Here is a 22,845-nt window from a genome sequence, read left to right on the forward strand (position 1 = left end):
GAAGGCGCGAACGGCCGGGAAGCGGCCCGGGGGCGGTCGAGGAGCGGTCAGCGCGAGGCGGCCAGGGCCACGGCGGTGGCGGCCTCGTGCTGGAGCACCATGATCAGCAGGGTGGCCACCAGCGTCGCGATGAGCACCCAGCTGATCACGATGATGACCGTCGACCGGCGTGGCCGCCTGTGGCCCGGCTGCCCCTTCGCCCTCGCCTCGCTGCGACGGGCCCGCTCGTTGAACGACTCAAGCCGGGCGACGAGCCGCGGATCGTCGTCGACGAGGTGCTGCTCGATCTGGGCCAGCATTCGCTCCTCGTCCTGCGACCAGGCCATAGACGCACCTCCGGAACGCAAGCACTGTGGCGTGTTCCTCCCCAACCATGAAGATCATTAGCCTTGCCGTGACCCCCTAATTACCGCCTCTTTTCGGTTTGCGATCACGATCGAACTTTTGTTCTAATCATGGGATGCGCTGGGACAACCTGCGCCTGGCCGGGCCCGGTCAGGCCGATCCTGCCGTGCCGTTGTTCGCCCGCGGCGCGGTCACCCGTACCTTCGACACGCCCGAGTTCAGGGGGATGACCTTCTACGAGGTCCAGGCCCGGTCCGTCATCAACCGGGTGCCGGGGGCCAGCCGGGTGCCGTTCGAGTACACGATCAACCCCTACCGCGGGTGCGGGCATCGCTGCGTCTACTGCTTCGCCCGCAAGACGCACGAATACCTCGACCTCGACGCCGGGGCCGACTTCGACTCGAAGATCGTCGTCAAGGTCAACGCGGCCGAGCTGGCCCGCAAGGAGCTGGCCGCGGCCCGCTGGGGCGGCCACCACGTGGCCATGGGCACCAACGTCGACTGCTACCAGCGGGCCGAGGGCCGCTACCGGCTCATGCGGGGCATCCTGGCCGCGCTGCGCGACGCCGCGAACCCGTTCTCGGTGCTCACCAAGGGCACGCTGATCCTGCGCGACCTCGATCTGCTCACCGAGGCGGCCGAGGTCACCGACGTCAGCACGAGCGTGTCGGTCGGCTTCGTCGACGAGGCGGTGTGGCGCGAGGTCGAGCCCGGCACGCCCAACCCGCGCCGGCGGCTGGAGGCGTGCGCCACGCTCAACGACAACGGCGTGGCGTGCGGGGTGCTGATGGCGCCGATCCTGCCGTACCTGACCGACTCCCCCGCCCAGCTCGAACGCACGGTCAAGGAGATCGCCGAGGCCGGCGCCACCCACATCGCCCCGATCGTCCTGCACCTGCGGCCGGGGGCGCGCGAGTGGTGGCTGAGCTGGCTCGGGCGCGAGCACCCGCGCCTGGTGCCGCGCTATCTGGAGCTGTACGGCCGCGGCGCCTACGCCCCCGCCTCCTACCAGGACCGCGTCGTCGCCCAGGTCAAGGAGCTGGCCCGGCGCCACGGGGTCGGCAGAGCCACGCCTGCCATGGCCCGCCGCGTGCCGCCCCGCCGGACGCCCGCCGCGGCCGTCGCCGAGCCGGAGCAGCTCCGCCTGTTGTGACCCGGTTCGGGTGTTGTGACCCGGTTTAAATCGGTGGCCCGACGGCCCGGCCCGGTGACAGGATGACCGGGCACCAGCCGGACGACGTTCAGGAGCACGAGATGCGGCGCCGCCCAGAGATCTTCCAGCGCCCCATTGGCACGAGAGTTCTCGAGGGCTCCACCACTCATGCACATCCTGAACATCGGCATCCTCGCGCACGTGGACGCGGGCAAGACCAGCCTCACTGAGCGGCTGCTGTTCGAGACCGGGGTCATCGCGCGCCTCGGCAGCGTCGACGACGGCAGCACGCAGACCGACAGCGGCGAGATCGAACGCCGCCGCGGCATCACCATCCGCTCGGCGGTGGCCTCGTTCACCATGGGCGACCTGCGGGTCAACCTCGTGGACACGCCGGGCCACGCCGACTTCGTGGCCGAGGTCGAACGCGCGCTCGGCGTGCTCGACGGCGCCGTCCTCGTATTGTCGGCCGTGGAGGGCGTCCAGCCGCACACGCGGGTCCTGATGAAGACGCTGCGGCGGTTGCGGCTGCCCACGCTGATCTTCGTGAACAAGATCGACCGGATGGGGGCACGGGAGGCGGGGGTGCTCGCCGAGATCCGGCGGTGGTTGTCGCCGCGGGTCGTCCCGCTCAACACGGTGAGCGACATCGGCGGCCCGTCCGCCACCACCCACCCCTTCACCTTCGCCCCACCCCGCTTCCACACCACCCCAAGCCCCCCACCTTCACACCCCCTCCCCTCCACGTCCCCCGCCTCCGGACCCCGCACCTTCACTCGCTCGACTTCCGGTGCGGCTGCCGACGACCCGGCCGTCGCCACCCGCTCCCCCGTCTTGGCTCCCCCGGCCTCTGGGGGTGCTCCCCGCGCTGGGGTGGCGGGCGGCGGCCCGGAGGAGGTGGTGCGGGCCACTGGGCCCGTCGAGGTCGAGCCCGCCAGGACGGAGGCCGACGCGAAGGCCGATGCAAGGCCCGGCGCGGTGCCCCAGGTGAAGGACGGCGCGAGGCCCAACGCAGGGGCCGACGCGAGGGCTGATCTCGCAGCCGATGCAGGGGCTGGCACTGGGCTCAGCTTGGGGGTCGATGCCGAGGCAGACGTGGAGGGCGGGCTGGAGGCCGCGGGGATGGTGGCGGCTGAGGTGTTGGCCGAGGGGGATGACGGGCTGTTGGAGTTGCTCGTCGATGACGTGGTTCCGGGGGCGGGGCGGGTGCGGGAGGCGCTTGCGGCGCAGTGCGCGGCGGGCGATGCGCATCCGGTGGTGTTCGGGTCGGCGATCACGGGCCAGGGGGTGGCCGAGTTGCTCGGGGCTGTCCGGCTGTTGCCCGCTGTTCCCCAGCCGCCGGTCGGCGCGGATGCAAGCGCCGATCGCACGACGGCGACAGCCGAAGGCGGGCCCATTGAGCCGGCGACGACCACGCCCGGAAGGGCGACACCCGCGACGGCGACAGCGACGAGAGCGGGGGCGGTGGGTGTGGTGTTCGGGGTGGAGCGGGGGCGGGGTGGGGAGAAGGTGGCGTACCTGCGGATGTATGGCGGGGAGTTGCGGGGGCGGGAGCGGGTGACGTTCCTGCGGCGGGAGGCGGGTGGGGGTGTGCACGCGTACGAGGGGCGGCCGAGCGGGGTGGCCGTCGTCGGGTCGGGGGCGCGGGTGGCGGTGGCGGGTGACATCGCCACGGTCCGGGGCGTGCCCGAGATCCGGGTCGGCGACCGGCTGGGCGAGCCAGGCCCGGCGGAGCAGGCCCACTTCACGCCGCCCAGCCTGGAGACCGTCGTACGACCCCGGGTCCCCGGCCAGGAGTCGCGCCTGCACGCCGCGCTGGTCGCGCTGGCCGAGCAGGACCCCCTGATCGGCACCCGTACGCTGCCCGGCGGCCGGACGTCGGTCCTGCTGTACGGCGAGGTCCAGAAGGAGGTCATCGGCGAGACCCTGGCCAGGGACTTCGGCGTGGAGGCGGAGTTCGAGCCGAGCCGTCCGGTGCACTTCGAGCGCCCGGCGGGCACCGGCGCGGCCAGGCGGGAGATGCGCCACGCCGGGGACGCGTTCATGGCGACCGTGGGCCTGCGGGTCGAGCCGGCCGCGCCGGGCTCGGGCGTGCTCTACCGGCTGGAGGTCGATCTGGGCTCGCTGCCGCTGGCCTTCCACCGGGCGATCGAGGAGAGCGTGCGGCAGAGCCTGGGGGCGGGGCCGCGCGGGTGGCCGGTCACCGACGTGCTGGTCACGCTGACGGCGACGGGTTACGCCTCCCCGGTCACGACCGCCGGCGACTTCCGCGGGCAGGCGCGGGTGGTGCTGGCCGAGGCGCTGCGCAGGGCCGGGACCAGGGTGTACGAGCCGTGTCACCGGTTCGAGGCGGAGGTGCCCGCCGACGCCTTCGCCGCCGTGTCGTCCCGGCTGGCCGGGCTGGGCGCGGTCCTGGACGGCACGAGCAGGCGGGCCGAGACGTGGGTGCTCGAAGGGGAGATCCCGGCGGCGGCCGTGCACGAGGCCGAGCGGCGGCTGCCGGGCCTGTCGCGCGGCGAGGGCGTGTGGTGGTCACGTCCGTCCGGAGATCGCCCGATTCGTACGCGATAGGCGGTATGTCGGATATCAGGGATAGATGGGTATTAATCCGCCATAGTGTGCCAATCGGGCGCAACCGTTTCAGGGGGAAAACGATGGCTGACACGAAGAAGAAACCGGCCACCAAGTCGGGCAAGGCCAAGAAGCAGGCCATCAAGACGAACCGGCAGGCCAAGGAGACCAAGAAGGAAACCCGAAGGACCGACGAGGGATGACCCCGTGAGGTGAATCGCGCAGCCGGGGGCCGGCGGCCCCCGGCTGTCCGGTGGAAGAGGAGCTGCGCACATGTCGGCCTATCTCCGCTTTCCCACTGTCTTTCAGGACGTGGTGGTCTTCGCCGCCGAGGACGACCTGTGGATGGTCTCGGCCCAGGGCGGCCGCGCGTTCCGCCTGACCGCCGGCGCGGCCGAGGCCGGCTACCCGCGCATCTCCCCGCGCGGCGACCAGATCGCCTTCGTCGGCCGGGAGGAGGGCCCGGAGGAGGTCTACGTGATGCCGGCCGTCGGCGGCGCCGCGCGCCGGGTCACCTTCCACGGCGCCCGCTGCACCGTCACCGGGTGGGACCACGAGGGCCGCATCCTGTACGCCAGCGACCAGTCCCAGCCGTTCGCCGGGCGCAAATGGCTGCACCGCGTGGCGCCGGGCGGGGTGCCGCAGCGGCTGCCGTACGGACCGGCGAACTCGATCGCCCACGGCCCCGACGGCATGATCGTGCTCGGCCGCAACACCGCCGACCCCGCGCGCTGGAAGCGCTACCGGGGCGGCACGGTCGGCGACCTGTGGATCGACACCGACGCCGACGGCGAGTTCAGGCGGCTGATCCGGCTGCCGGGGAACCTGGCCTCGCCGTGCTGGAGCGGCCGGCGGGTCTGCTTCCTGTCCGACCACGAGGGCGTCGGGAACGTCTACTCCTGCCTTCCGGACGGAAGTGACCTGCGCAAGCACACCCACCACGAGGACTACTACGCGCGCAACCTGTCCGGCGACGGCCACCGGCTGGTCTACCACGCCGGCGCCGACCTGTACCTGCTGGAGCCGGACGAGCAGCCGGAGGAGCAGCCCAGGCGGCTGGAGGTGCGGCTGGCCAGCTCCAGGACGCAGCGCAACCGCCGGTTCGTCGACGCCGAGGACTTCCTCGACAGCGCGACCCTCAGCCCGGACGGCAGCGCGCTGGCGATCACCTCGCGCGGCAAGGCGTACGCGATGGCCGACTGGGAGGGCCCGGTGAGCCAGCACGGCGAGCCGGACGGCGTCCGCTACCGCTTCCTGACCTGGCTGAACGACGGCGTGCGGCTGATCGCCGCGGCCAGCGGCGAGTCCGACGAGGAGACGCTGGTCATCCTGGAGGGCCACGAGGGCGGCTGCGGCGTCGAGGTGGCCCGGCTGGGCAGGATCAACGAGCTGGTCCCCGACCCCGCGCACGACCGCGTGGCCGTGGTCAACCACCGCCACGAGCTGTACCTGCTGGACCTGGCCACGGGCGCGGCCACGCTGGTGGAACGCAACCCGCACGGGCCCCCCGAGGACCCGGCCTGGTCGCACGACGGCCAGTGGCTGGCCTACGCCGGGCCGCTCAACGCCCAGACGACCGCGATCAAGCTGCATCACCCGGAGACGGGCCGGACGGTGGCCGCCTCCGAGCCGGTGCTCAAGGACTCGATGCCGGCCTTCGACCCTCAGGGCCGCTACCTGTACTTCATCGGCCAGCGGGTCTTCTCGCCCGTCTACGACCAGTTGCAGTTCGACCTGGGCTTCCCGCTGGGCACCCGGCCGTACGCGATCGCGCTGCGGGCCGACGCGCCCGACCCGTTCGTGCCCGGACGGCGTCCGCTCAACGGCAAGGACGAGGAGGACGACGAGCCGGCCGAGCCCGTCCGGGTGGACCTGGACGGGCTGGCCGCCCGCGTCACCGCCTTCCCGCTGCCGGAGGGCCGCTACGAGGGGGTGGCCGGGCTCAAGGGCAGGGCGCTGCTGCTGACCAGCCCGCTGGAGGGCGAGAACACCCTGCACCTGTACGACTTCGCCAAGGGCAGGAACGAGACGTTCGCCGACGGGGTCACCGCGTTCGAGCTGGGCCGCGACCACAAGACGTTGCTGTACCGGGCCGGGAGCCGGCTGCGCGTGGTCAAGGCGGGCGAGGTGCCCGAGCACGACGACGACCCGCCGGGACGCGAGAGCGGCTGGATCGACCTGTCGCGCATCAAGGTGTCGGTGGCGCCGGAGTCGGAGTGGCGGCAGATGTTCCGCGAGGCGTGGCGGTTGCAGCGGGAGAACTTCTGGACCGAGGACATGGCCGGCGTCGACTGGCCCGGCGTGTACCGGCGCTACGAGCCGCTGGTGGACCGGGTCACCACCCGGGGCGAGTTCTCCGACCTGCTGTGGGAGCTGCACGGCGAGCTGGGCACCAGCCACGCCTACGAGAGCGGCGGGGAGTACCGTCCAGGGCCGGACTACAGCCAGGGCAAGCTGGGCGTCGACTGGGACTACCGCGACGGCGTCTACCACGTGCGCGCGATCGTCACCGGCGACCCGTGGGACCCCGAGGCCACCTCGCCGCTGAACCGGCTGGGGCTCGACGTGCGGCCGGGCGACGCGGTGCTGGCCATCAACGGCGCGCCCATCGGCCGCGCGGCCACGCCGAACGAGCGGCTGGTCAACCAGGCCGGCGAGGAGGTGGAGCTGACCCTGCGGCGCGAGGAGCGGGTGTTCACGGTGACCGTGCGCGCGCTGGCCGACGAGCAGCCGGCCCGCTACCGCGACTGGGTGAACCTCAACCGCGCCGAGTGCCACGAGCGTTCCGGCGGGCGCATCGGCTACCTGCACGTCCCCGACATGGGCACCGAGGGGTTCGGCGAGTTCCACCGGGGCTTCCTGGCCGAGTACGACCGGCACGCCCTCATCGTGGACGTGCGCTTCAACGGCGGCGGGCACGTCTCGGCGCTGCTGCTGGAGAAGCTGGCCAGGCGGCGGCTCGGCTACGACTACCCGCGGTGGGGGGACCCGGAGCCGTACCCGCCGGAGTCGCCGCGCGGGCCGCTGGTGGCCATCACCAACGAGTGGGCGGGCTCGGACGGCGACATCTTCAGCCACACCTTCAAGCTGCTCAAGCTGGGCCCGCTGGTCGGCAAGCGCACCTGGGGCGGGGTGGTCGGCATCTGGCCGCGCCACCGGCTCGCCGACGGGACCGTGACCACGCAGCCGGAGTTCTCCTTCGCCTTCGACGACGTCGGCTGGCAGGTGGAGAACTACGGCACGGATCCCGACATCGAGGTGGACATCACCCCGCAGGACTACGCCAAAGGCGTGGACACGCAGCTGGAGCGGGCCATCGACGTCGCCCTCGGCCTGCTTGCCGAGCATTCGCCGCATACGCCGGATCCGTCGCATCGGCCAGGTATGCAACCTTAGGAACCTCTTGGGCGTCTAAAGATCATAGGCGGGGAAAGCGCACAGGGGATGACATGTGCACTCCGCTCGCGCGCGGCCTGACTATCGGCTCCGCGCGCATTGCGAAGGCAACCGAGCACAAGGGGGATCGTCCAGGTGCGCGCACTGGCACGCAGGGGGAAGTCGGCGATGGTCCGGTTGTACCGGGGGTACAACCGCCGCAAGGCACGCAACGCGCCGCCGCCGTCGACCGACCGCATCAGAATCCTGCTCCTGCACGCCAACGGCATGGGCGGCACGATCAGGACGGTGTTCAACCTGGCCGGCTACCTGGCCGAGAAGCACGACGTCGAGATCGTCAGCATCCTGAAGGAGGCCGAGGAGCCGTTCTTCCCGATCGACCCGCGGGTGCGCTTCCGCTTCCTCGACGACCGGCTCAAGCCCAGCCCCGATCCGCTGCGGGCGATGCTGTCGAAGTTCCCCAGCAAGCTGATCCCGCCGGAGGAGACCGCCTACCACCGCTTCACCCTGTGGACCGACTACAAGCTGGCCCGCTACATCCGCTCGCTCGACAGCGGCGTGCTCATGGCCACCCGTCCCGGGCTCAACCTGGCCATGGCGCAGTTAGCGCAGCCGGGCGTGATCACCATCGGGCAGGAGCACGTGGCCCTGCGCACCCAGGCCGAGCCGATGCAGAAGCTGATCAAGTGGCGGTACCGGCGGATGGACGCCCTGGTCACCCTCACCAAGGCCGACCTGCGCGACTACCGCAGCACGCTGCCGAAGAAGCCGAAGAAGCTGGCGCGCATCCCCAACGCCGTCCCGCCGATGAGCGGCGAGGTGTCCAGGCTGGACTCCAAGGTCGTCGTCGCCGTGGGCCGGATGACCCGGCTCAAGGGCTTCCACCGGCTGATCACCGCGTGGGAGACCGTCGCCGCCGCGCATCCCGACTGGAAGCTGCGCATCTTCGGCGCCGGGCCGCAGGAGGACAACCTGGCGGCGCAGATCGTCGAGGCCGGGCTTGAGGGCAAGGTGGAGCTGCCGGGGCCGACCAGCGACGTGGGGGCCGAGCTGGAGAAGGCGTCGATCTTCGTGCTCAGCTCGCGGCACGAGGGCTTCCCGATGACGATCCTGGAGGCCATGGCCAAGGGGCTGGCCATCGTCAGCTTCAACAGCCCGCACGGGCCCAAGGAGATGATCACCGACGAGGTGGACGGGCTGCTGGTCAAGCCGCGCACCAACGCCAACCTGGCGGCCGCCATCATGCGGGTCATCGAGGACGAGCCGCTGCGCCGGTCGCTGGCGGCGGCGGCGCTGGAGACGGCGCGCACGTACGACGTGGACGCGGTGGGCCAGAAGTGGGACGAGCTGCTGGCCGAACTGGTGGCCCGCCGCAACGGCACGTACGTCCGCCCGCCCCGCCCCGAACCCGACGCGACCCCCGAACCCGACGCGACCCCCGCGCCGGCCGAGGCCACCGAGCCCGCCGGCCCCCGGGCCTAGCGGGACGGGCCCCGGCACCCGCCGAGCCGGACGTCCGCCGGCTCGGCGAAGGGTGCGAAGAAGCGAGCGGTGAGGGCGGCGTGGAGTGATCAGTGACGGAAGCCTTCCCGTGTCAAATCCGGCGATGGCGGGAATTCTCTAGACAACTTCGCCCGCGGGAACCACGGAGAGCCGCTTGAGCACGAAGGACGCCATCGCGATCCTGGCCGCAGCCGTCATCGTCGCTTCCTTCGTCGGCAGCGCCAAGAGTCCCGCCGCCACCGCCGCCAGCCCCCTCAGCAACGCCAGCGGGACGCTGCCCGGCCTGGCCCCCGTCCTGTCCGACGGCGACAAGGCCAGGGCGCGCGCCCTCATCGGCCGCTTACGCGTCAAGGGCCGCGGCCCCAACACCGGCTACGCCCGCAGCCGGTACGGCGAGAACTGGGCCGACACCGCCACCGGCGTCCCCTACGCCCGCAACGGCTGCCGCACCCGCGACGACCTGCTCGCCCGCGACGGCACCGGCGTCGAGTACCGGCCCGGGTCGAGCTGCGAGGTCGTCGCCATGGAGCTGACCGACCCCTACACCGGCCGGCTCATCTCCTGGCACAAGGCCCAGGCCGACGAGGTGCAGGTGGACCACGTCGTGCCGCTCAACTACGGCTGGCGCATGGGCGCGCCGCGCTGGCCGATGTCCAAACGCCTCGACTTCGCCAACGACCCGCTCAACCTGTTACCCGTCGACGGCCGCGCCAACGAGGAGAAGGACGCCTCCGGCCCGGCCGGATGGCTGCCTCCCCAGCGCCGCGTCCGCTGCGCGTACGTCACCCGCTTCGCCCAGGTCGCGCTCAAGTACGACCTGCCCGTGACCAGGGCCGACAAGAACGCCATGCTCGCGCAGTGCCGCTAGCTCGTCCCCCGCCTCAGGGGCCCAGGGAAGAAGAATCCGCCTTACGCGGAAGAGGAGAGGAAAGCGATCGTTTTCTCTTCTTGCGAGGATCAATGACGTTAGGCAAGGGACTGCTGGCAGCGGTCCTGGCAGGCACGCTGGGTATGGGCGCGACAACGGGAACCGGCACGGCCGACGCGGGCCAGGCGCGTCCCGGACAGCCGCGCTCCGGCCCGGCGGGCAGCGTGACGCTGCTCACCGGCGACCGTGTCGTGGTCACGGGCAGGAGCTTCCGGGTGGAGCCGGGCGCGGCCCGGGAGGTGCACTTCTCCTCCGGCTACCGCGACGGGCACCTGTACGTCGTCCCGTCCGACGCCGCGCCCCTGGTCGCCCAGGGGGTGCTGGACGAGCGGCTGTTCGACGTCACCCAGTTGCTCGCCTGGCGCTACGGCGACGCGGACACGCCCGACATCCCGCTGATCACCCAGTCGCCGCAGGCAAGCGCCCCCGCGCTGCGCGGCGCGGCCACCACCCGGCGGCTGGCCGCCCTCGACATGACGGCCCAGCGGGTGGCCAAGAAGAGCGCGGGCGAGACGTGGCGGAGCCTGCTCGGCGGGGCGTCCACGCTGGCCGCGGGCAAGGGCAGGATCTGGCTCGACGGCCGGCGTTCGTACACCCTGGACCGCAGCACCAGGCAGATCGGCGCGACCGAGGCGTGGCAGCGTGGTCTCACCGGACAGGGCGTCACGGTCGCCGTGCTCGACAGCGGGTACGATCCCACGCATCCCGACCTGAAGGACGTGGTCACCCAGTCGCGGAACTTCTCCGACGAGCCTGACATGACTGATCGACTCGGGCACGGCACGCACGTCACCTCGATCATCGCCGGCGCCGGCGAGAAGTACCGCGGCGTGGCGCCGGGAGCCCGCATCGCCTTCGGCAAGCTGGGCACGCAGATCAGCGACTCCGCGATCCTGGCCGGGATGGAGTGGGCCGCCACGGAGGTCAAGGCCAAGATCGTCAATATGAGCTTCGGCGGCCCCGACGAAGCCGGCCTCGACCCGATCGAGCAGGCGGTGAACACCCTGTCGCAGGCCACGGGCACCCTGTTCGTGGCGGCCGCGGGCAACGAGGGCGAGCAGAGCGTGGGCAGCGTGAACAGCCCCGGCAGCGCGGACGCCGCGCTGACCGTCGGCGCGGTGGACCGCTCCGACCAGGTGGCCGACTTCTCCAGCACGGGCCCGCGTATCGGCGACCATGCCGTCAAGCCGGACATCACCGCCCCCGGCGTGGACATCATGGCCGCCGCCGCGGCGGGCACCGCAGACGGAACCCACGTGGCGATGAGCGGCACGTCGATGGCCAGTCCGCACGTGGCGGGAGCGGCGGCCATCCTCGCCCAGCGCCATCCCGGCTGGAGCGGGCAGCAGCTCAAGGCGGCGCTCGTCGGCAGTGCCCGGCCGACCGACGGCGCCACGCCGTACCAGCAGGGCACCGGGCGGGTGGACGTGCTCCGCTCGCTGGCCCAGGAGGTGATCGCCACTCCCACCGGCGTGTGGGCCGCCTTCCCCTGGGACCAGCCGGGCGAGCGGCGGGCGACCGGGAAGATCACCTACAGCAACACCGGGGCCACGCCCGTCACCCTGGACCTCGCCGCCGGCTCCGACGTGCTCACGCTGTCGCCGCGACGGCTGGAGGTGCCCGCGGGCGGGCAGGCGTCGGTCACGGTGACGATCAACGCCGAGGGCAAGGCCCCCGGCGACCATCCGGGCATCGTCACCGCCACGGCCGGTGACACGGTGGTCCGCACCCCGGCCGGGGCCTATGTGGAGCCGGAGTCCCATGACGTCACGGTGACCGTCCAGGACAGGGACGGGGCCGCCACCGAGTATGCGCAGGGCGTCGTCTACGACCAGGCGACCGGCGCGCCGCGCAACCTCGTCTTCCACGGCGGCACGGCCAGGATCAGGCTGCCGAAGGGACGCTGGAACCTCTACACCGAGATCCTCGGGAGGGCGGAGCACAGCTTGACGCTCGCGCACCGGCCGTTCGAGGTCGGCGACGCCGACGTGTCGCTGACGGTCGACGGCCGCCAGGCGAAGCGGATCACGTTCACGGTGGACGACCCCACCGCCGTCCCCGCTTCCGGATTCGCCCTCTCCGTGGCCAACGGGCCCTGGCGGACCGCGATGAGCGCGTTCGGCTACTCCGGCGGCTTCTACCTCGTCCCGGTGCGGCAGCCGGGGCTCACCTACCTGGCCCAGACCACGTGGACCAAGAAGGACACGACGCCCAGCCCGTACCGCTACGACCTCGTCGACCACAGGACGGACGGCTTCCCCGACGCCCCCGGGTACGCCGCGCGGACCCGGGACCTGGTCAAGGCGACCGAGACCTACCGCTCGACCGTCCCGGGCGCCACCGGCACCCTGATCACGGCGCCGGTGCCGCCCGGCGACGCCCTCTCGCCAGGAATGGGCGTCTGGAACGGCATCCCGCTGCCGAGCAGCGTGACAAGGTACCTCACCCCGGGATTCGCGTGGAACGACGAGTTCATCACGGGCGGCCTGACCGAGCTCGGCACCGGCCCGGTGCGCGACAGGAACTTCACCCAGGTCTGGAACGCCGCGGTGACCGGCCCCTCGTTCGCCGCCTCGGGCGGCAGCCGGGCCGGCGACACCCTGGCCTTCCCCGCCCACGGGCTGTACAGCAGCGGAGCCGCCGGACGCACCGGCATGGACGCGACCGCGACCGGCACCCTCACCCTGACCGGGAACGGCAAGCAGATCGCCACGACCGGCATCACCGGCTGCCTGCCCTACCCCGGCCAGGAGTGCACGCTCACCGCCACGTTGCCGCAGGCCGACACCGCCTACACCCTGACCGCCTCCACCCGGCGATCGCAGGCCGAGCTGTCCACGGGCGTCGACGCCGTCTGGACCTTCCGCTCGGCCCGTACGGCCAAGCCCGAGCCTCTGCCGCTGATGGCCGTGCGCTACGCGCCCCAGGGCCTCGATGACGCCAACCGCGCCAGGCCGGGATCACGGACCACCGTCCCGATCCAGGTCGAACGCGCTCCCGGCGCCGCCAGGGCGGCGGTCTCCTCGATCAAGCTGGAGGCGTCCGCCGACGACGGCAGGACGTGGCGGCCGGTGCACGTCCGGGCGAGCCGAGCGGGCTGGACGGCGCGGCTGGACAACCCCGCCACCGCGGGGTACGTCTCGCTGCGCGCGACCGTCATCGACAAGGCGGGCAACGGCGTCACCCAGACCGTGACCCGCGCCTACGCCGTGGGCTGACCCGTACGGCCGGAAGGCTGAATCACGACGCGTCCGCCCCCGGGCTGGAAGGCCCGGGGGGCGGACGCGTGCGGGAGAGGAGGACCGTCAGCGGTCGGGATCACCCGCGGGGCTCACGGCATCCCGCCTCAGCTCTTCACCGGGGAAGCTGGTCCGTCCACTCGGTGGTCACGGAGATGAACTGGGCGCTGAACGCCAGGTCGCCGTCGTCGACGAGGACGAGGTTGGCGCGGACCACCCGGGCCTCCTCGGGATCGATGACCAGTTCGATGTCCGTGTCACCATCAGGGTCGGGAATGCGCAGATGCTGACCGCCCTCGACCGCGCCCGCGTTCTCCACCCCCGGTGTCGCGGCGAGCGCGCGGAACGCCGCCGAGCGGACCTCCCCAGGCGCCGGCAGGTCCGTGATCAGCGCCAGCAGGGTGAGGGTGGGATCGCCGCGCATCTCGGACCCGGACATGTCCCTCTCCTGGCCCTTGCGCGCGACGAGCGACGCCTTCAGCGCCTCGGGGTCCGTCGGCAGCCCTTCAAGCTCCTCGAAGCTCACCTTGGCGCCCTTGAGCCTGAGCGTCTTCCCCGCCGGCGCCGGGATGACGGCGCCGGCGGGATCCCCCGGCACGGCCCTGGTCCAGCGCTTGCCGTCGCGCCTGGTCCAGCTCTCTATCGGCGGGGCGTCCGACGAGAGCCACCGGCGCGTGACGTGCCAGTACGTCCCGGAGCCCTGGGGCGTACGTTCCGCGCGGACGGCGGCCATGAGCAGGACCTCCTTGCCCGTGACCGGGGCGCCGTCGTTCGTGGGCGCCCCCGTGGCGAACACGACCGCGGCGACGGCACCGGCGGCGGCCAGGGCCACTCCCGGGACGAACCAGCCGACGCGCCGGCGCGCCCGGCCCGCCATCACCCTGCGCTCCAGGCGCTCCCTGCCGCGCGCGACCGCCCCGGCGGACGGCTCAGGCTCGTCCAGCAAGGCGGCGATCTCTTCCACGTCATGCATGAGGGGTCTCCTTGCCGGTGAGGGCGTGGATCTTGGCGCGGGCCCGGCTGAGCCGTGAGAGCCCACCGTGCCGAGGGAGATGCCGAGCGCCTGGGCGATCTCGAGGTAGCTGAGCTGGCCCAGCGCCAGGAGCAGCAGCACGTCACGCTCGCCGCCGTTCAGCGCGGCGAGCGCCATGGCCAGGTACGGCTGCGCGGTCGCGGCGGTGACGACCCGGTTCTCGTGCCCCTCCACGACCGGCACGGGATCGAGCCGGGCCAGCGTCCGGTACCGGCGGGCCTCCTTGTGGCGGTGCCGGGCCACCAGGTTCGTGGCGATGCCGAGCAGCCAGGGCCGCAGAGCACCTTTTTCCAGCGCGAAACGGTCACGCCGGTCGAACGCCAGCAGAAACGTCTCGGCCGCGATGTCCTCGGCCACTTGGGCGCCCAGGCGTCCCGCCACGTACCGGTAGACGTCATGGAAATACCGGTCATACACGGCGGTGAACAGCTCGGGGTTCCGCCGGTACCCGGCGACGAGGTCGGCGTCGGTCACCTGCTCGCCCACGTCGGCGGTCATGTGCCCGTCTCCGTCATGAGTGTGCCTTCCGGTGGGTGATCATTACTTTCACCCATCCTTCGCGGCGCACGCGGCTTTTCTTCCCGCGCGCCGGAAGGCGGCCACTCACCGGGGCCGGGCTAGCGCGGGTCCTCCCAGACGAAGCCGTGCTCGAACGTCTGCTCGGCCAGCGCCTTCTGCCCGGCGAGGTTGGGGTGGAAGAAGTCCCACTTGCTGACGTGGTCGAGGGTGAACGGGAACGAGAAGATCGCGCCCTCGTCGGTGTCGCAGGAGGGCCCCATCGCCGCGCACGCCAGCGCCGCCTCCCGGTTGTAGGCCATCACCCGCGCCCGCACCCGGGCCCGCCGCTCGACGTCGGCCTTCTTCACCGAGGCCGGGTCGGCCAGCATGGTCTGGCAGATCCTCCCGACGGTCCAGAACGTACGGGCCAGCGGGTTGCCCTTGCCGACCTGCCACAACCGCCGCAGATCGGGGACGCTGGCGATGAACACCCTGGCCTGCGGCACGCCGGCGCGCAGGGCCGACAGCGCGGCGTCCATGCGCCGGCGGTAGAGCGCGACCGGCGTCATCTCCCGCTCGGTGCGCTTGCACGCGTCCTGGGCGCCTATGAGGATCGTCACATAATCGGCCTTCGCCGCGATCGCCTGGTTGACCTGGCCGAGCAGGTCGGCGCTCGTCGAGCCGGGCACCGCGAAGTTCTCCCGGTGGAGCGTTCCAGCCAGCCCCCGCAGCCGCAGGTAGTGGCTGTCCACCTGCGCGTTGTCGCCGGCCGCCCACGAACGGGCCGCGCAGGAGACGTACCAGCCGCAGGAGTTGAAGCCGGTGGAGATCGAGTCGCCCAGCGCCGCCATCGTCTCAGGGACGGGCTGAGCTGCGGCGACGGCCTGCGCAGGGCCCGAAGCGGCCAGGACGAGGACGGCGGTGACGACAGGGGACAGACGACCGAGCATGGCCCCAAAGGTAGGGAGTGGATCAAGGTCGCACCATGACCTTCAGGCGAGGTCTGCCATTTCAGGACCGTCTTCCTATCACCGCTTGACAGTGCCTCCGCGAGCTGGGCGCCCTCAATAAACGTCAAGATCCGGTTATTTCCTGGCTCGTGGGCAGTAACACCGCATTAACGGGGGTCCGAGTCGAACGTGTTCAGTTCCCGCATAGAGTGTCTTGAGTGAGTGTCGCGCTCGGAACAACCCGCCCGCTACCGGTTCGCACCACTTCTGTCGGCGACCCCGGTGACCTGCTGGCATCCCTCCCGAAGACGGCGCCCTACGCCTGGATCAGGAACGGCGAGGGCCTGGTGGGATGGGGCCAGGCCGCCCGCGTCGCCGTGCCGCCGGGCCCCGGCCGCTTCGCCTGGGCCCGCGAGTGGCTGCGCACCGTCCTCGGCGACGCGCCCGCCGACGACGCCGGGCGCGCCCCCGGCTCCGGCTCCGGCCCCGTCGCCTTCGGCAGCTTCACCTTCGACGAGGACGCCCCCGGGTCCGTGCTCGTCGTCCCCCGGGCCGTGCTCGCCCGCCGCGGCGGCCGCGCCTGGCTCACCACCGTCGGCGAGGCCCCGCTGGAGACGTTCAGCCCCATCCGCGAGCCCGGCCGCATCAGCTACGGCGACGGCAGCCTCACCGCCCCCGAATGGGAGCACGTCGTCGCCCGCGCCGCCCGCCGCATCCGCGACGGCGAACTGGAGAAGGTCGTGCTCGCCCGCGACCTGCTCGCCACCGCCGAACACCCCATCGACGTGCGCCTGCTGCTGACCCGGCTGGCCCGGCGCTACCCCGAGTGCTACACCTTCTCCGTGGCCGGCCTCGTCGGCGCCACCCCCGAGCTGCTCATCCGCCGCACCGGGCAGGAGATCGAATCCCTCGTCCTGGCCGGCACCACCGCCCGCGGCACCGGCGCGGCCGACGACGTCGCCCGCGGCGCCGCGCTGTTCGCCTCCCAGAAGGACCGCCACGAGCACGAGTGCGCCATCGCCTCCGTGCGCCAGACCCTCGCCCCCCTTTGCTCCTCGCTGCACACCCCCGACGAGCCCGAACTCCTCGTGCTGCCCAACGTCCAGCACCTGGCCAGCCACGTCACCGGGCGGCTGGCCGACGGCGCGTCCGTGCTCGACGTGGTGGCCGCCATGCACCCCACCGCCGCCGTCGGCGGCACCCCCACCGACACCGCCATCAAGGTCATCCGCGAGCTGGAGGGCATGGACCGCGCCGGCTACGCGGGCCCGGTCGGCTGGATCGACGCCCACGGCGACGGCGAATGGGGCATCGCCCTGCGTTCCGGGCTGATCGAGGGCAACCGCGCCCGGCTGTTCGCCGGCGGCGGCATCATGGGCAACTCCGACCCGGCCGCCGAGCTGGCCGAGGCCCAGGCCAAGTTCCGCGTCATGCAGTACGCCCTGGAGGGCTGAGCGGCCTCAGCCGGGCACGTGCACGCCCTCGCCCACCTCGACGCGGGCCCGGCCGGCCGTCAGCGCGGCCACCCACTCGCCGAACGCCGCCACCTCGTCCTCCCCCACCGCCACCGAGAACGTCACCCCGGCCGCGTAGGTCACCTCGCGCAGCGCGTAGCGGGAGGCGCGCAGGTCGTTCTCCACGCGGCCGGCCTGGTCGTGGGCCACCGAGACGCTCACCAGCCTGGCCGGGACCATCCGCACCGGCTCCACCAGGTCGAGCGTCTCGGTCACCGCTCCCCCGTAGGCGCGCACCAGCCCGCCCGCGCCCAGCAGGACGCCGCCGAAGTAGCGCGTGACCACCGCGACCACGTCGTTGAACCCCCGGCCGACCAGCGCCTGGACCATCGGCGTGCCCGCCGTGCCGCCGGGCTCGCCGTCGTCGTCGCCCTTCTGCAGGCGCCCGCCGATCACGTACGCGGTGCAGTTGTGGGTGGCGCCGGCGTGCTCGCGGCGGCGGGCGGCGATGAAGGCGGCGGCCTCCTCGACGGTACGGGCGGGGGCCAGCGCGCAGACGAACCGGGAGCGGCGCACCTCGGTCTCGTGCTCGACGCCGGTCGCGAGGGTGAGGTACGACTGGGACACGTCCGCCAGGCTACCGCCTTTACGTTGTAGATTTCCGGGCGGGTGGACCGGGTTGAGCGCGATGCACGGCAGGCCGCCCCTCCCTGTGCAGGACGCCCATGATCGCGCCGCCGTCCCGCGCGTACGGTGCGGCGCATGACCTATCGCGTCGCCATGGACATCGGCGGCACCTTCACCGACGTCGTCTGCTACGACGAGCGCACGGGGGCCGTCACCGCCTCGAAGGCGCCCACCACTCCGGGGGACCTGGCCGAGGGCGTGTTCGCCGCGCTCGGCCGGGTCGTGGACGACCCCGCGGCCATCTCCTTCTTCGTGCACGGCACCACGCAGGGCCTGAACGCGCTGCTGGAGCGCAAGGGCGCGCGGGTGCTGCTGCTGGCGAGCCGGGGCGCCGGGGACGTCTACCGGATCGCCCGCGGCAACCGCGACCGCATGTTCGACCTGCGCTACCGCAAGCCGTCGCCGCTCGTGCCGCGCCAGGACGTCATGGAGGCCGGCGGCCGCCTCGACCACCGGGGCCGCGAGCTGGAACCCCTCGACGAGGAGGCGGTGCGGCGGGCCGCGCGGCGCGCCCGCGAGGAGGGCTTCGACGCCGTCGCCGTGTGCCTGCTGTTCTCCTTCGCCGACCCCGCGCACGAGCTGCGCGCGGGCGAGATCCTGCGGGCCGAGCTGGGCGAGGACGTGCTCGTGGTGCTCTCGCACGAGGTCGCGCGGGAGTGGCGCGAGTACGAGCGCACCTCCTCGGCGGTGCTGGAGGCCTACACCGGGCCGGTCGTGCGCAGGTACCTGGCCAGGATCGAGCGGCGCTTCGCCGAGCGCGGCCTGCCGGTGCCGGTGCACGTGATGCAGTCCTCGGGCGGGCTGGTCAACGCCTCGTACGCGATGCGGCGGCCGTTGCAGACCCTGCTGTCGGGGCCGGTCGGCGGCACGATGGGCGGCGTGGCCGCGGCCCGCATGCTGGGCCGGGAGAACGCGATCTGCGTGGACATGGGCGGCACCTCCTTCGACGTCTCGCTCGTGGTGAACGGGCGGCCCGACGTCAGCGCCGAGGCCCGCATCGAGGGCTACCCGGTGCTCATGCCCATCGTGAACCTGCACACCATCGGCGCGGGCGGCGGCTCGATCGCCTACGCCGAGGCGGGCGCGCTGCGCGTCGGCCCGGAGTCGGCCGGGGCCGTGCCGGGCCCGGCCTGCTACGGCCGGGGCGGCACCCGGCCCACCGTGACCGACGCGAACGTGGTGCTCGGCCGGGTGGACCCGGCCTGGTTCGCGGGCGGGCTGATGACGCTGGACGAGGAGGCGGCGGGCGCGGCCGTGGTCACGCTGGCGCGGGAGCTGGACCTGGACCCGCTGCGGCTGGCCGAGGGCGTGTGCGACGTGGCCAACGCCAAGATGGCCCAGGCGATCCGCACGCTGACGGTCGAGCACGGGGTGGAGCCGCGGGAGTTCGCGCTGGTCGCCTTCGGCGGCGCGGGCGCGATGCACGCCGTCTTCATCGCCCGCGAGCTGGGCATCTCCGAGGTGGTCGTGCCGCGCTTCCCGGGGGCGTTCTCTGCCTGGGGCATGCTGGAGGCGGACGTGCGGCGGGACCTGACGCACCCGTACTTCCGGCCGCAGGACACCCTCGACGGCCACGACATGTCCCGGCATCTGACGACATTGGAGCGGGAGGCGCTGGCGGCGCTGGCCGGGCAGGGCGTCCCGGAGGAGCGGCGCCGGGTCGAGCACGCCGTGGACATGCGCTACGAGGGCCAGGACTACACGCTCACCGTCCCGCTGCGCGACGCCGCCGAGCCGGGTGAGCCGGGCTTCCTCGCCGCGGTCGCGGCCCGCTACGCCGAGGCCCACACCAGCCGGTACGGCCACGCCACCCCCGAGGCGCCGGTGGAGTTCGTCATGCTGCGCAGCACCGGGTTCGGCTCGTTCCCGCGCGCCGCCGCCGGGGCCGCCGAGCCGCGCGAGGAGACGTCCGGGGACGTCCGGGACGTGATCTTCGACGGGGCGGTGCACCGCACGCCCGTGTTGCGGCGGGCGGGCCTGACCGGCTCGTTCGCCGGGCCCGCGATCGTGGTCGAGGAGACCGCGACCACGGTCATCCCGCCGGGCTGCCTGGCGACCATAGACGACAACGGCTTCCTCATCGTGAAGGTGGACGTCCAGTGATCGACCCCGTGACGACCGAGATCATCCGGTGCGCGCTCCTCCAGGCGGCCGAGGACATGAACACGACGCTGGTCCGCAGCTCGTACACGCCGGTGATCTACGAGGCCAAGGACTGCGCGGTGGCGCTGCTCGACCGCGACCACAACGTGCTGGGGCAGTCGTCCGGCCTGCCGATCTTCCTGGGCAACCTGGAGGTGTGCACCCGCGAGACCGAGCGCATGTACGGCCGCGAGGTGTGGCAGGAGGGCGACGTGTGGGTGCTGAACGACTCCTACGTCGGCGGCACCCACCTCAACGACGTCACCGTCTACGGCCCGATCTTCGCCGGCGGCGAGCTGGCCGGGTTCGCCGCCTCGCGCGCCCACTGGCTGGACGTCGGCTCCAAGGACCCGGGCGGCTCGATGGACTCCACCTCGATCTTCCAGGAGGGCCTGCGCCTCGGCCCGGTGAAGGTGTACGCCGGCGGGCGGCCGTGCCGCGACCTGCACGAGGTGATCGCCCGCAACGTGCGCTTCCCGCACGCCACGCTCGGCGACATGCGGGCCCAGGTGAGCTGCGCGATGACCGGCCAGCGGCGGCTGCAGGAGATCGTCTCGCGCTGGGGCCTGGAGACGGTCATGGCCGCCCGGGACGAGATCTTCGCCCAGACCGAGCGCCTGGAACGCCAGGCCATCGCCGCGATCCCCGACGGCGTTTACGAGGCGTCCGGGTTCCTCGACAACGACGGCATCGACCTGGCCACGCCGCTGCCGGTGAACGTGCGCGTCACGGTGTCGGGCGAGTCGATGCACGTGGACCTGACCGACTGCGCCGACCAGGCCCGCGGGCCGGTCAACTGCGGCGCCGCGCAGGCCGTGGCGGCGGTGCGGGTGGGGTACAAGCTGCTGGTGTCGGGGGACGTGCCGCTCAACGGCGGCTCCTTCCGCCCGCTGAGCGTCGAGACCCGGCCGGGCTCGATGCTGGCCGCGCGGTCGCCGGCCGCCTGCCAGTACTACTACTCCCACCTCGGGCTGCTCATCGACCTGGTGGTCAAGGCGCTGGCCCCGGCGCTGCCGGGCAAGGCGGCGGCGGCCTCGTACGGGGACTCGATGATCGTGCAGTTCACCGGGACGGACCCGCGTACCGGCAAGCTGTACGTCTCCCAGGAGGCCACGGTCGGCGGCTGGGGGGCGTGGGAGGGCGGCGACGGCGAGTCCTGCCTGATCAACAACGTCAACGGCTCGCTGCGGGACATGCCGATCGAGGTGCTGGAGACGCTGTTCCCGGTCCGGGTGCGCCGGTACGAGGTGCGCCCGGACACCGGCGGCGCCGGCCGGTGGCGCGGCGGCGACGGCGTGGTACGGGAGTACGAGTTCTGCGGCGACACCTCGTTGTCGTTGTGGTTCGAGCGCTCGGTCACCCCGGCGTGGGGCCTGGCCGGCGGCGCGGCGGGCGCTCCCCCGCGGGTCACGCTCAACCCGGGCACGGCGGGCGAGCGCCGGATGCTCAAGGTCAACGCCCTGCCGGTGTCGGCCGGTGACGTGCTGCGCTGCGAGTCCGGCGGAGGCGGCGGCTACGGCCCGGCCGAGCGCCGCTCCCCGGCGGCGCGGGCGGCCGACCTGGCCGAGGGCATGACCACAAACTGATCCACGTTCGACCGAAAATCACACGGATTGTTCTCCGGTCTGTGAAGATGATCGACAACGCGGGGGCACGCGACGGCCTGGGGAGGCTGTGTCCCCGTCATGACCATCTTCACGAGGGGACTCTCATGACTGCGTTACGAACGCGCCTTCTCGCGGGCTCGGCCGCGCTCGCCGCGGGCCTGGCCGGCGTCGCCGTGCTGACGCCGGCCGCGCCCGCCTCGGCCGCCAGGGTGGAGGCCGCCTGCTCCGACGCCCCCGGCGACGCCGCGGCGATCCAGGCCGCCATCGACTCCTCCAAGGACGGCGACGAGATCGTCATCAAGGGGCCGTGCCTGATCAACGCCACGATCAGCCTGGCCGACCGGCGCACCTACCGGGGCGACGCCAAGGCCGGCACGGTGCTCAAGCAGGCCGACGGCGCCAACCTGCCCGCCGTGCTGGCCTCCAAGGGCTGGCTGGAGGACACCGAGTTCAGCGGCGAGAGCGTGCGCGTCGAGCGGCTGACCATCGACGGCAACCGCGACCACAACACCGGCACGGTCGGCCTGCTGCTGCGCTCGTGGAACACCCGGGTCTACGACGTGGACATCTACGGCACGCCGTCGGACGGCATCCGCATCAGCAACCCGTCCAGGAACGGCACGACGCTGCGCAACACCATGGTCAACAGCGTCATCAGCGACGTCTACATCGAAGGCGCCGCCGAGGCCGGGATCCGCGTCGTCGACCCCGGCAACTCCGTCACCGACTGGACGCTCCAACGCTCCTGGATCGGCTTCAGCGGCACCAGCGCCATCCAGACCGACAACGCGGCCGGCTGGACGATGAGCGGCCTGCACCTGTACGCGACCCCGAAGAACGCCATCGACGCCCACCGCTGCTTCGGCACCTCGATCCAGGACAACTACATCGAGGACTTCGGCGCCGAGAGCACGGCGGGCCAGACGTACTACGGCATCCGCTGCGACCTTCAGGGCGAGGCCGCCACCACCATCACCGGCAACCGCGTGCACAAGTTCCTGCCGCCGCCGAACGCGCTGGCCGGGCTGCGCAAGGCCCGCCAGAGCGGCTCGGCGCCGCCCGAGCGCAAGATCGCCGCGACCGGCCCGCTCCCCGACGGCGTGGACTTCGTCTACCTGGCGCTGGACGCCGTCAACTACGGCGCCGGCCACGCCGCGATCACCGGCAACACCGTCGTCGGCCACGGCACCAAGCGCGAGACCGGCATCCTGCTGGCCAAGGGCGAGGGCGAGTCGATGTCGATCGCCTCCTCGGGCAACCTCCTCGACGGCGTCGGGACCCGGCGCAAGGTCGGCGCGGGCGTCCGCCTCACCAGGGGCTCCTGACCCGGCGACGCCGC

The 22,845-nt window shown here is 72.6% G+C and carries 14 protein-coding genes; 10 read left to right on the top strand and 4 right to left on the bottom strand.

What is annotated here, in order from left to right; all coding sequences use genetic code 11:
* Window positions 1-47 precede the first annotated feature (47 nt).
* Window positions 48-326, bottom strand: coding sequence for a DUF3040 domain-containing protein (locus tag ACIBQ8_RS40255; RefSeq protein ID WP_352328164.1), 279 nt, complete (start codon window positions 324-326; stop codon window positions 48-50).
* Between the two features lie 134 nt (window positions 327-460).
* Between ACIBQ8_RS40255 and ACIBQ8_RS40260 the strand changes: the two genes are divergently transcribed.
* The 6 genes from ACIBQ8_RS40260 (at window position 461) to ACIBQ8_RS40285 (ending at window position 13,114) form a co-directional block, all read left to right on the top strand.
* Window positions 461-1,498, top strand: coding sequence for an Rv2578c family radical SAM protein (locus ACIBQ8_RS40260; protein ID WP_397177512.1), 1,038 nt, complete (start codon window positions 461-463; stop codon window positions 1,496-1,498).
* A gap of 168 nt (window positions 1,499-1,666) precedes the next feature.
* Window positions 1,667-4,069, top strand: a complete 2,403-nt coding sequence (locus tag ACIBQ8_RS40265) for a GTP-binding protein (protein ID WP_397194664.1) — start codon at window positions 1,667-1,669, stop codon at window positions 4,067-4,069.
* A 273-nt stretch (window positions 4,070-4,342) separates the two neighbouring features.
* The gene (locus ACIBQ8_RS40270) at window positions 4,343-7,465 is read left to right on the top strand and encodes a PDZ domain-containing protein (RefSeq protein WP_397194665.1); all 3,123 of its coding nucleotides are present in this window, start codon (window positions 4,343-4,345) and stop codon (window positions 7,463-7,465) included.
* Window positions 7,466-7,600: 135 nt separating this feature from the next.
* Window positions 7,601-8,947 (top strand): glycosyltransferase family 4 protein, encoded by a 1,347-nt coding sequence (locus tag ACIBQ8_RS40275; protein WP_397194666.1) that lies wholly within the window; start codon window positions 7,601-7,603, stop codon window positions 8,945-8,947.
* Window positions 8,948-9,122: 175 nt separating this feature from the next.
* Window positions 9,123-9,836 carry an HNH endonuclease family protein gene (locus ACIBQ8_RS40280; RefSeq protein WP_397194667.1) on the top strand — a complete coding sequence of 238 codons (714 nt, stop codon included), beginning with the start codon at window positions 9,123-9,125 and terminating at the stop codon, window positions 9,834-9,836.
* Between the two features lie 92 nt (window positions 9,837-9,928).
* The gene (locus ACIBQ8_RS40285; RefSeq protein ID WP_397194668.1) at window positions 9,929-13,114 is read left to right on the top strand and encodes a S8 family serine peptidase; all 3,186 of its coding nucleotides are present in this window, start codon (window positions 9,929-9,931) and stop codon (window positions 13,112-13,114) included.
* Window positions 13,115-13,250: 136 nt separating this feature from the next.
* On the opposite strand, the gene ACIBQ8_RS40290 is transcribed toward ACIBQ8_RS40285, so the two are convergent.
* Together ACIBQ8_RS40290 and ACIBQ8_RS40295 are read right to left on the bottom strand one after the other, a co-directional pair.
* On the bottom strand, window positions 13,251-14,666 hold the full coding sequence (locus ACIBQ8_RS40290) for a CU044_5270 family protein (RefSeq protein WP_397194669.1): 1,416 nt from the start codon (window positions 14,664-14,666) through the stop codon (window positions 13,251-13,253).
* Between the two features lie 119 nt (window positions 14,667-14,785).
* Window positions 14,786-15,616 (bottom strand): GDSL-type esterase/lipase family protein, encoded by an 831-nt coding sequence (locus ACIBQ8_RS40295; protein WP_397194670.1) that lies wholly within the window; start codon window positions 15,614-15,616, stop codon window positions 14,786-14,788.
* 218 nt (window positions 15,617-15,834) lie between these two features.
* Here ACIBQ8_RS40295 and ACIBQ8_RS40300 point away from each other — a divergent pair, with 218 nt between their 5' ends.
* A complete protein-coding gene (locus ACIBQ8_RS40300; protein WP_397177496.1) occupies window positions 15,835-17,070 on the top strand; it encodes an isochorismate synthase MenF in 1,236 nt (411 codons plus the stop codon).
* A gap of 6 nt (window positions 17,071-17,076) precedes the next feature.
* Here the strand turns inward: ACIBQ8_RS40300 and ACIBQ8_RS40305 are convergent, their stop codons facing one another.
* The gene (locus ACIBQ8_RS40305) at window positions 17,077-17,697 is read right to left on the bottom strand and encodes a YigZ family protein (protein ID WP_352364154.1); all 621 of its coding nucleotides are present in this window, start codon (window positions 17,695-17,697) and stop codon (window positions 17,077-17,079) included.
* Window positions 17,698-17,832: 135 nt separating this feature from the next.
* On the opposite strand from ACIBQ8_RS40305, the gene ACIBQ8_RS40310 reads away from it, so the two are divergent.
* The 3 genes from ACIBQ8_RS40310 to ACIBQ8_RS40320 all read left to right on the top strand — a co-directional run bounded on the left by ACIBQ8_RS40310 (window position 17,833) and on the right by ACIBQ8_RS40320 (window position 22,831).
* Window positions 17,833-19,860 carry a hydantoinase/oxoprolinase family protein gene (locus tag ACIBQ8_RS40310; RefSeq protein WP_397194671.1) on the top strand — a complete coding sequence of 676 codons (2,028 nt, stop codon included), beginning with the start codon at window positions 17,833-17,835 and terminating at the stop codon, window positions 19,858-19,860.
* Complete coding sequence (locus ACIBQ8_RS40315) at window positions 19,857-21,485, top strand: hydantoinase B/oxoprolinase family protein (protein WP_397194672.1); 1,629 nt, start codon at window positions 19,857-19,859, stop codon at window positions 21,483-21,485. The genes ACIBQ8_RS40310 and ACIBQ8_RS40315 overlap by 4 nt, the downstream gene beginning before the upstream one ends.
* A gap of 125 nt (window positions 21,486-21,610) precedes the next feature.
* Window positions 21,611-22,831, top strand: a complete 1,221-nt coding sequence (locus tag ACIBQ8_RS40320; protein ID WP_397194673.1) for a right-handed parallel beta-helix repeat-containing protein — start codon at window positions 21,611-21,613, stop codon at window positions 22,829-22,831.
* Window positions 22,832-22,845 lie beyond the last annotated feature (14 nt).

The organism is Nonomuraea sp. NPDC049646, assembly GCF_044465525.1.
Lineage (GTDB): Bacteria > Actinomycetota > Actinomycetes > Streptosporangiales > Streptosporangiaceae > Nonomuraea.

Excerpts from the sequence above, each read along its gene's own strand:
- ACIBQ8_RS40255 (WP_352328164.1), bottom strand. The coding sequence starts at position 326 with ATGGCCTGGTCGCAGGACGAGGAGCGAATGCTGGCCCAGATCGAGCAG.
- ACIBQ8_RS40260 (WP_397177512.1), top strand. The coding sequence starts at position 461 with ATGCGCTGGGACAACCTGCGCCTGGCCGGGCCCGGTCAGGCCGATCCT.
- ACIBQ8_RS40265 (WP_397194664.1), top strand. The coding sequence starts at position 1,667 with ATGCACATCCTGAACATCGGCATCCTCGCGCACGTGGACGCGGGCAAG.
- ACIBQ8_RS40270 (WP_397194665.1), top strand. The coding sequence starts at position 4,343 with ATGTCGGCCTATCTCCGCTTTCCCACTGTCTTTCAGGACGTGGTGGTC.
- ACIBQ8_RS40285 (WP_397194668.1), top strand. The coding sequence starts at position 9,929 with ATGACGTTAGGCAAGGGACTGCTGGCAGCGGTCCTGGCAGGCACGCTG.
- ACIBQ8_RS40290 (WP_397194669.1), bottom strand. The coding sequence starts at position 14,666 with ATGACCGCCGACGTGGGCGAGCAGGTGACCGACGCCGACCTCGTCGCC.
- ACIBQ8_RS40295 (WP_397194670.1), bottom strand. The coding sequence starts at position 15,616 with ATGCTCGGTCGTCTGTCCCCTGTCGTCACCGCCGTCCTCGTCCTGGCC.
- ACIBQ8_RS40310 (WP_397194671.1), top strand. The coding sequence starts at position 17,833 with ATGACCTATCGCGTCGCCATGGACATCGGCGGCACCTTCACCGACGTC.
- ACIBQ8_RS40320 (WP_397194673.1), top strand. The coding sequence starts at position 21,611 with ATGACTGCGTTACGAACGCGCCTTCTCGCGGGCTCGGCCGCGCTCGCC.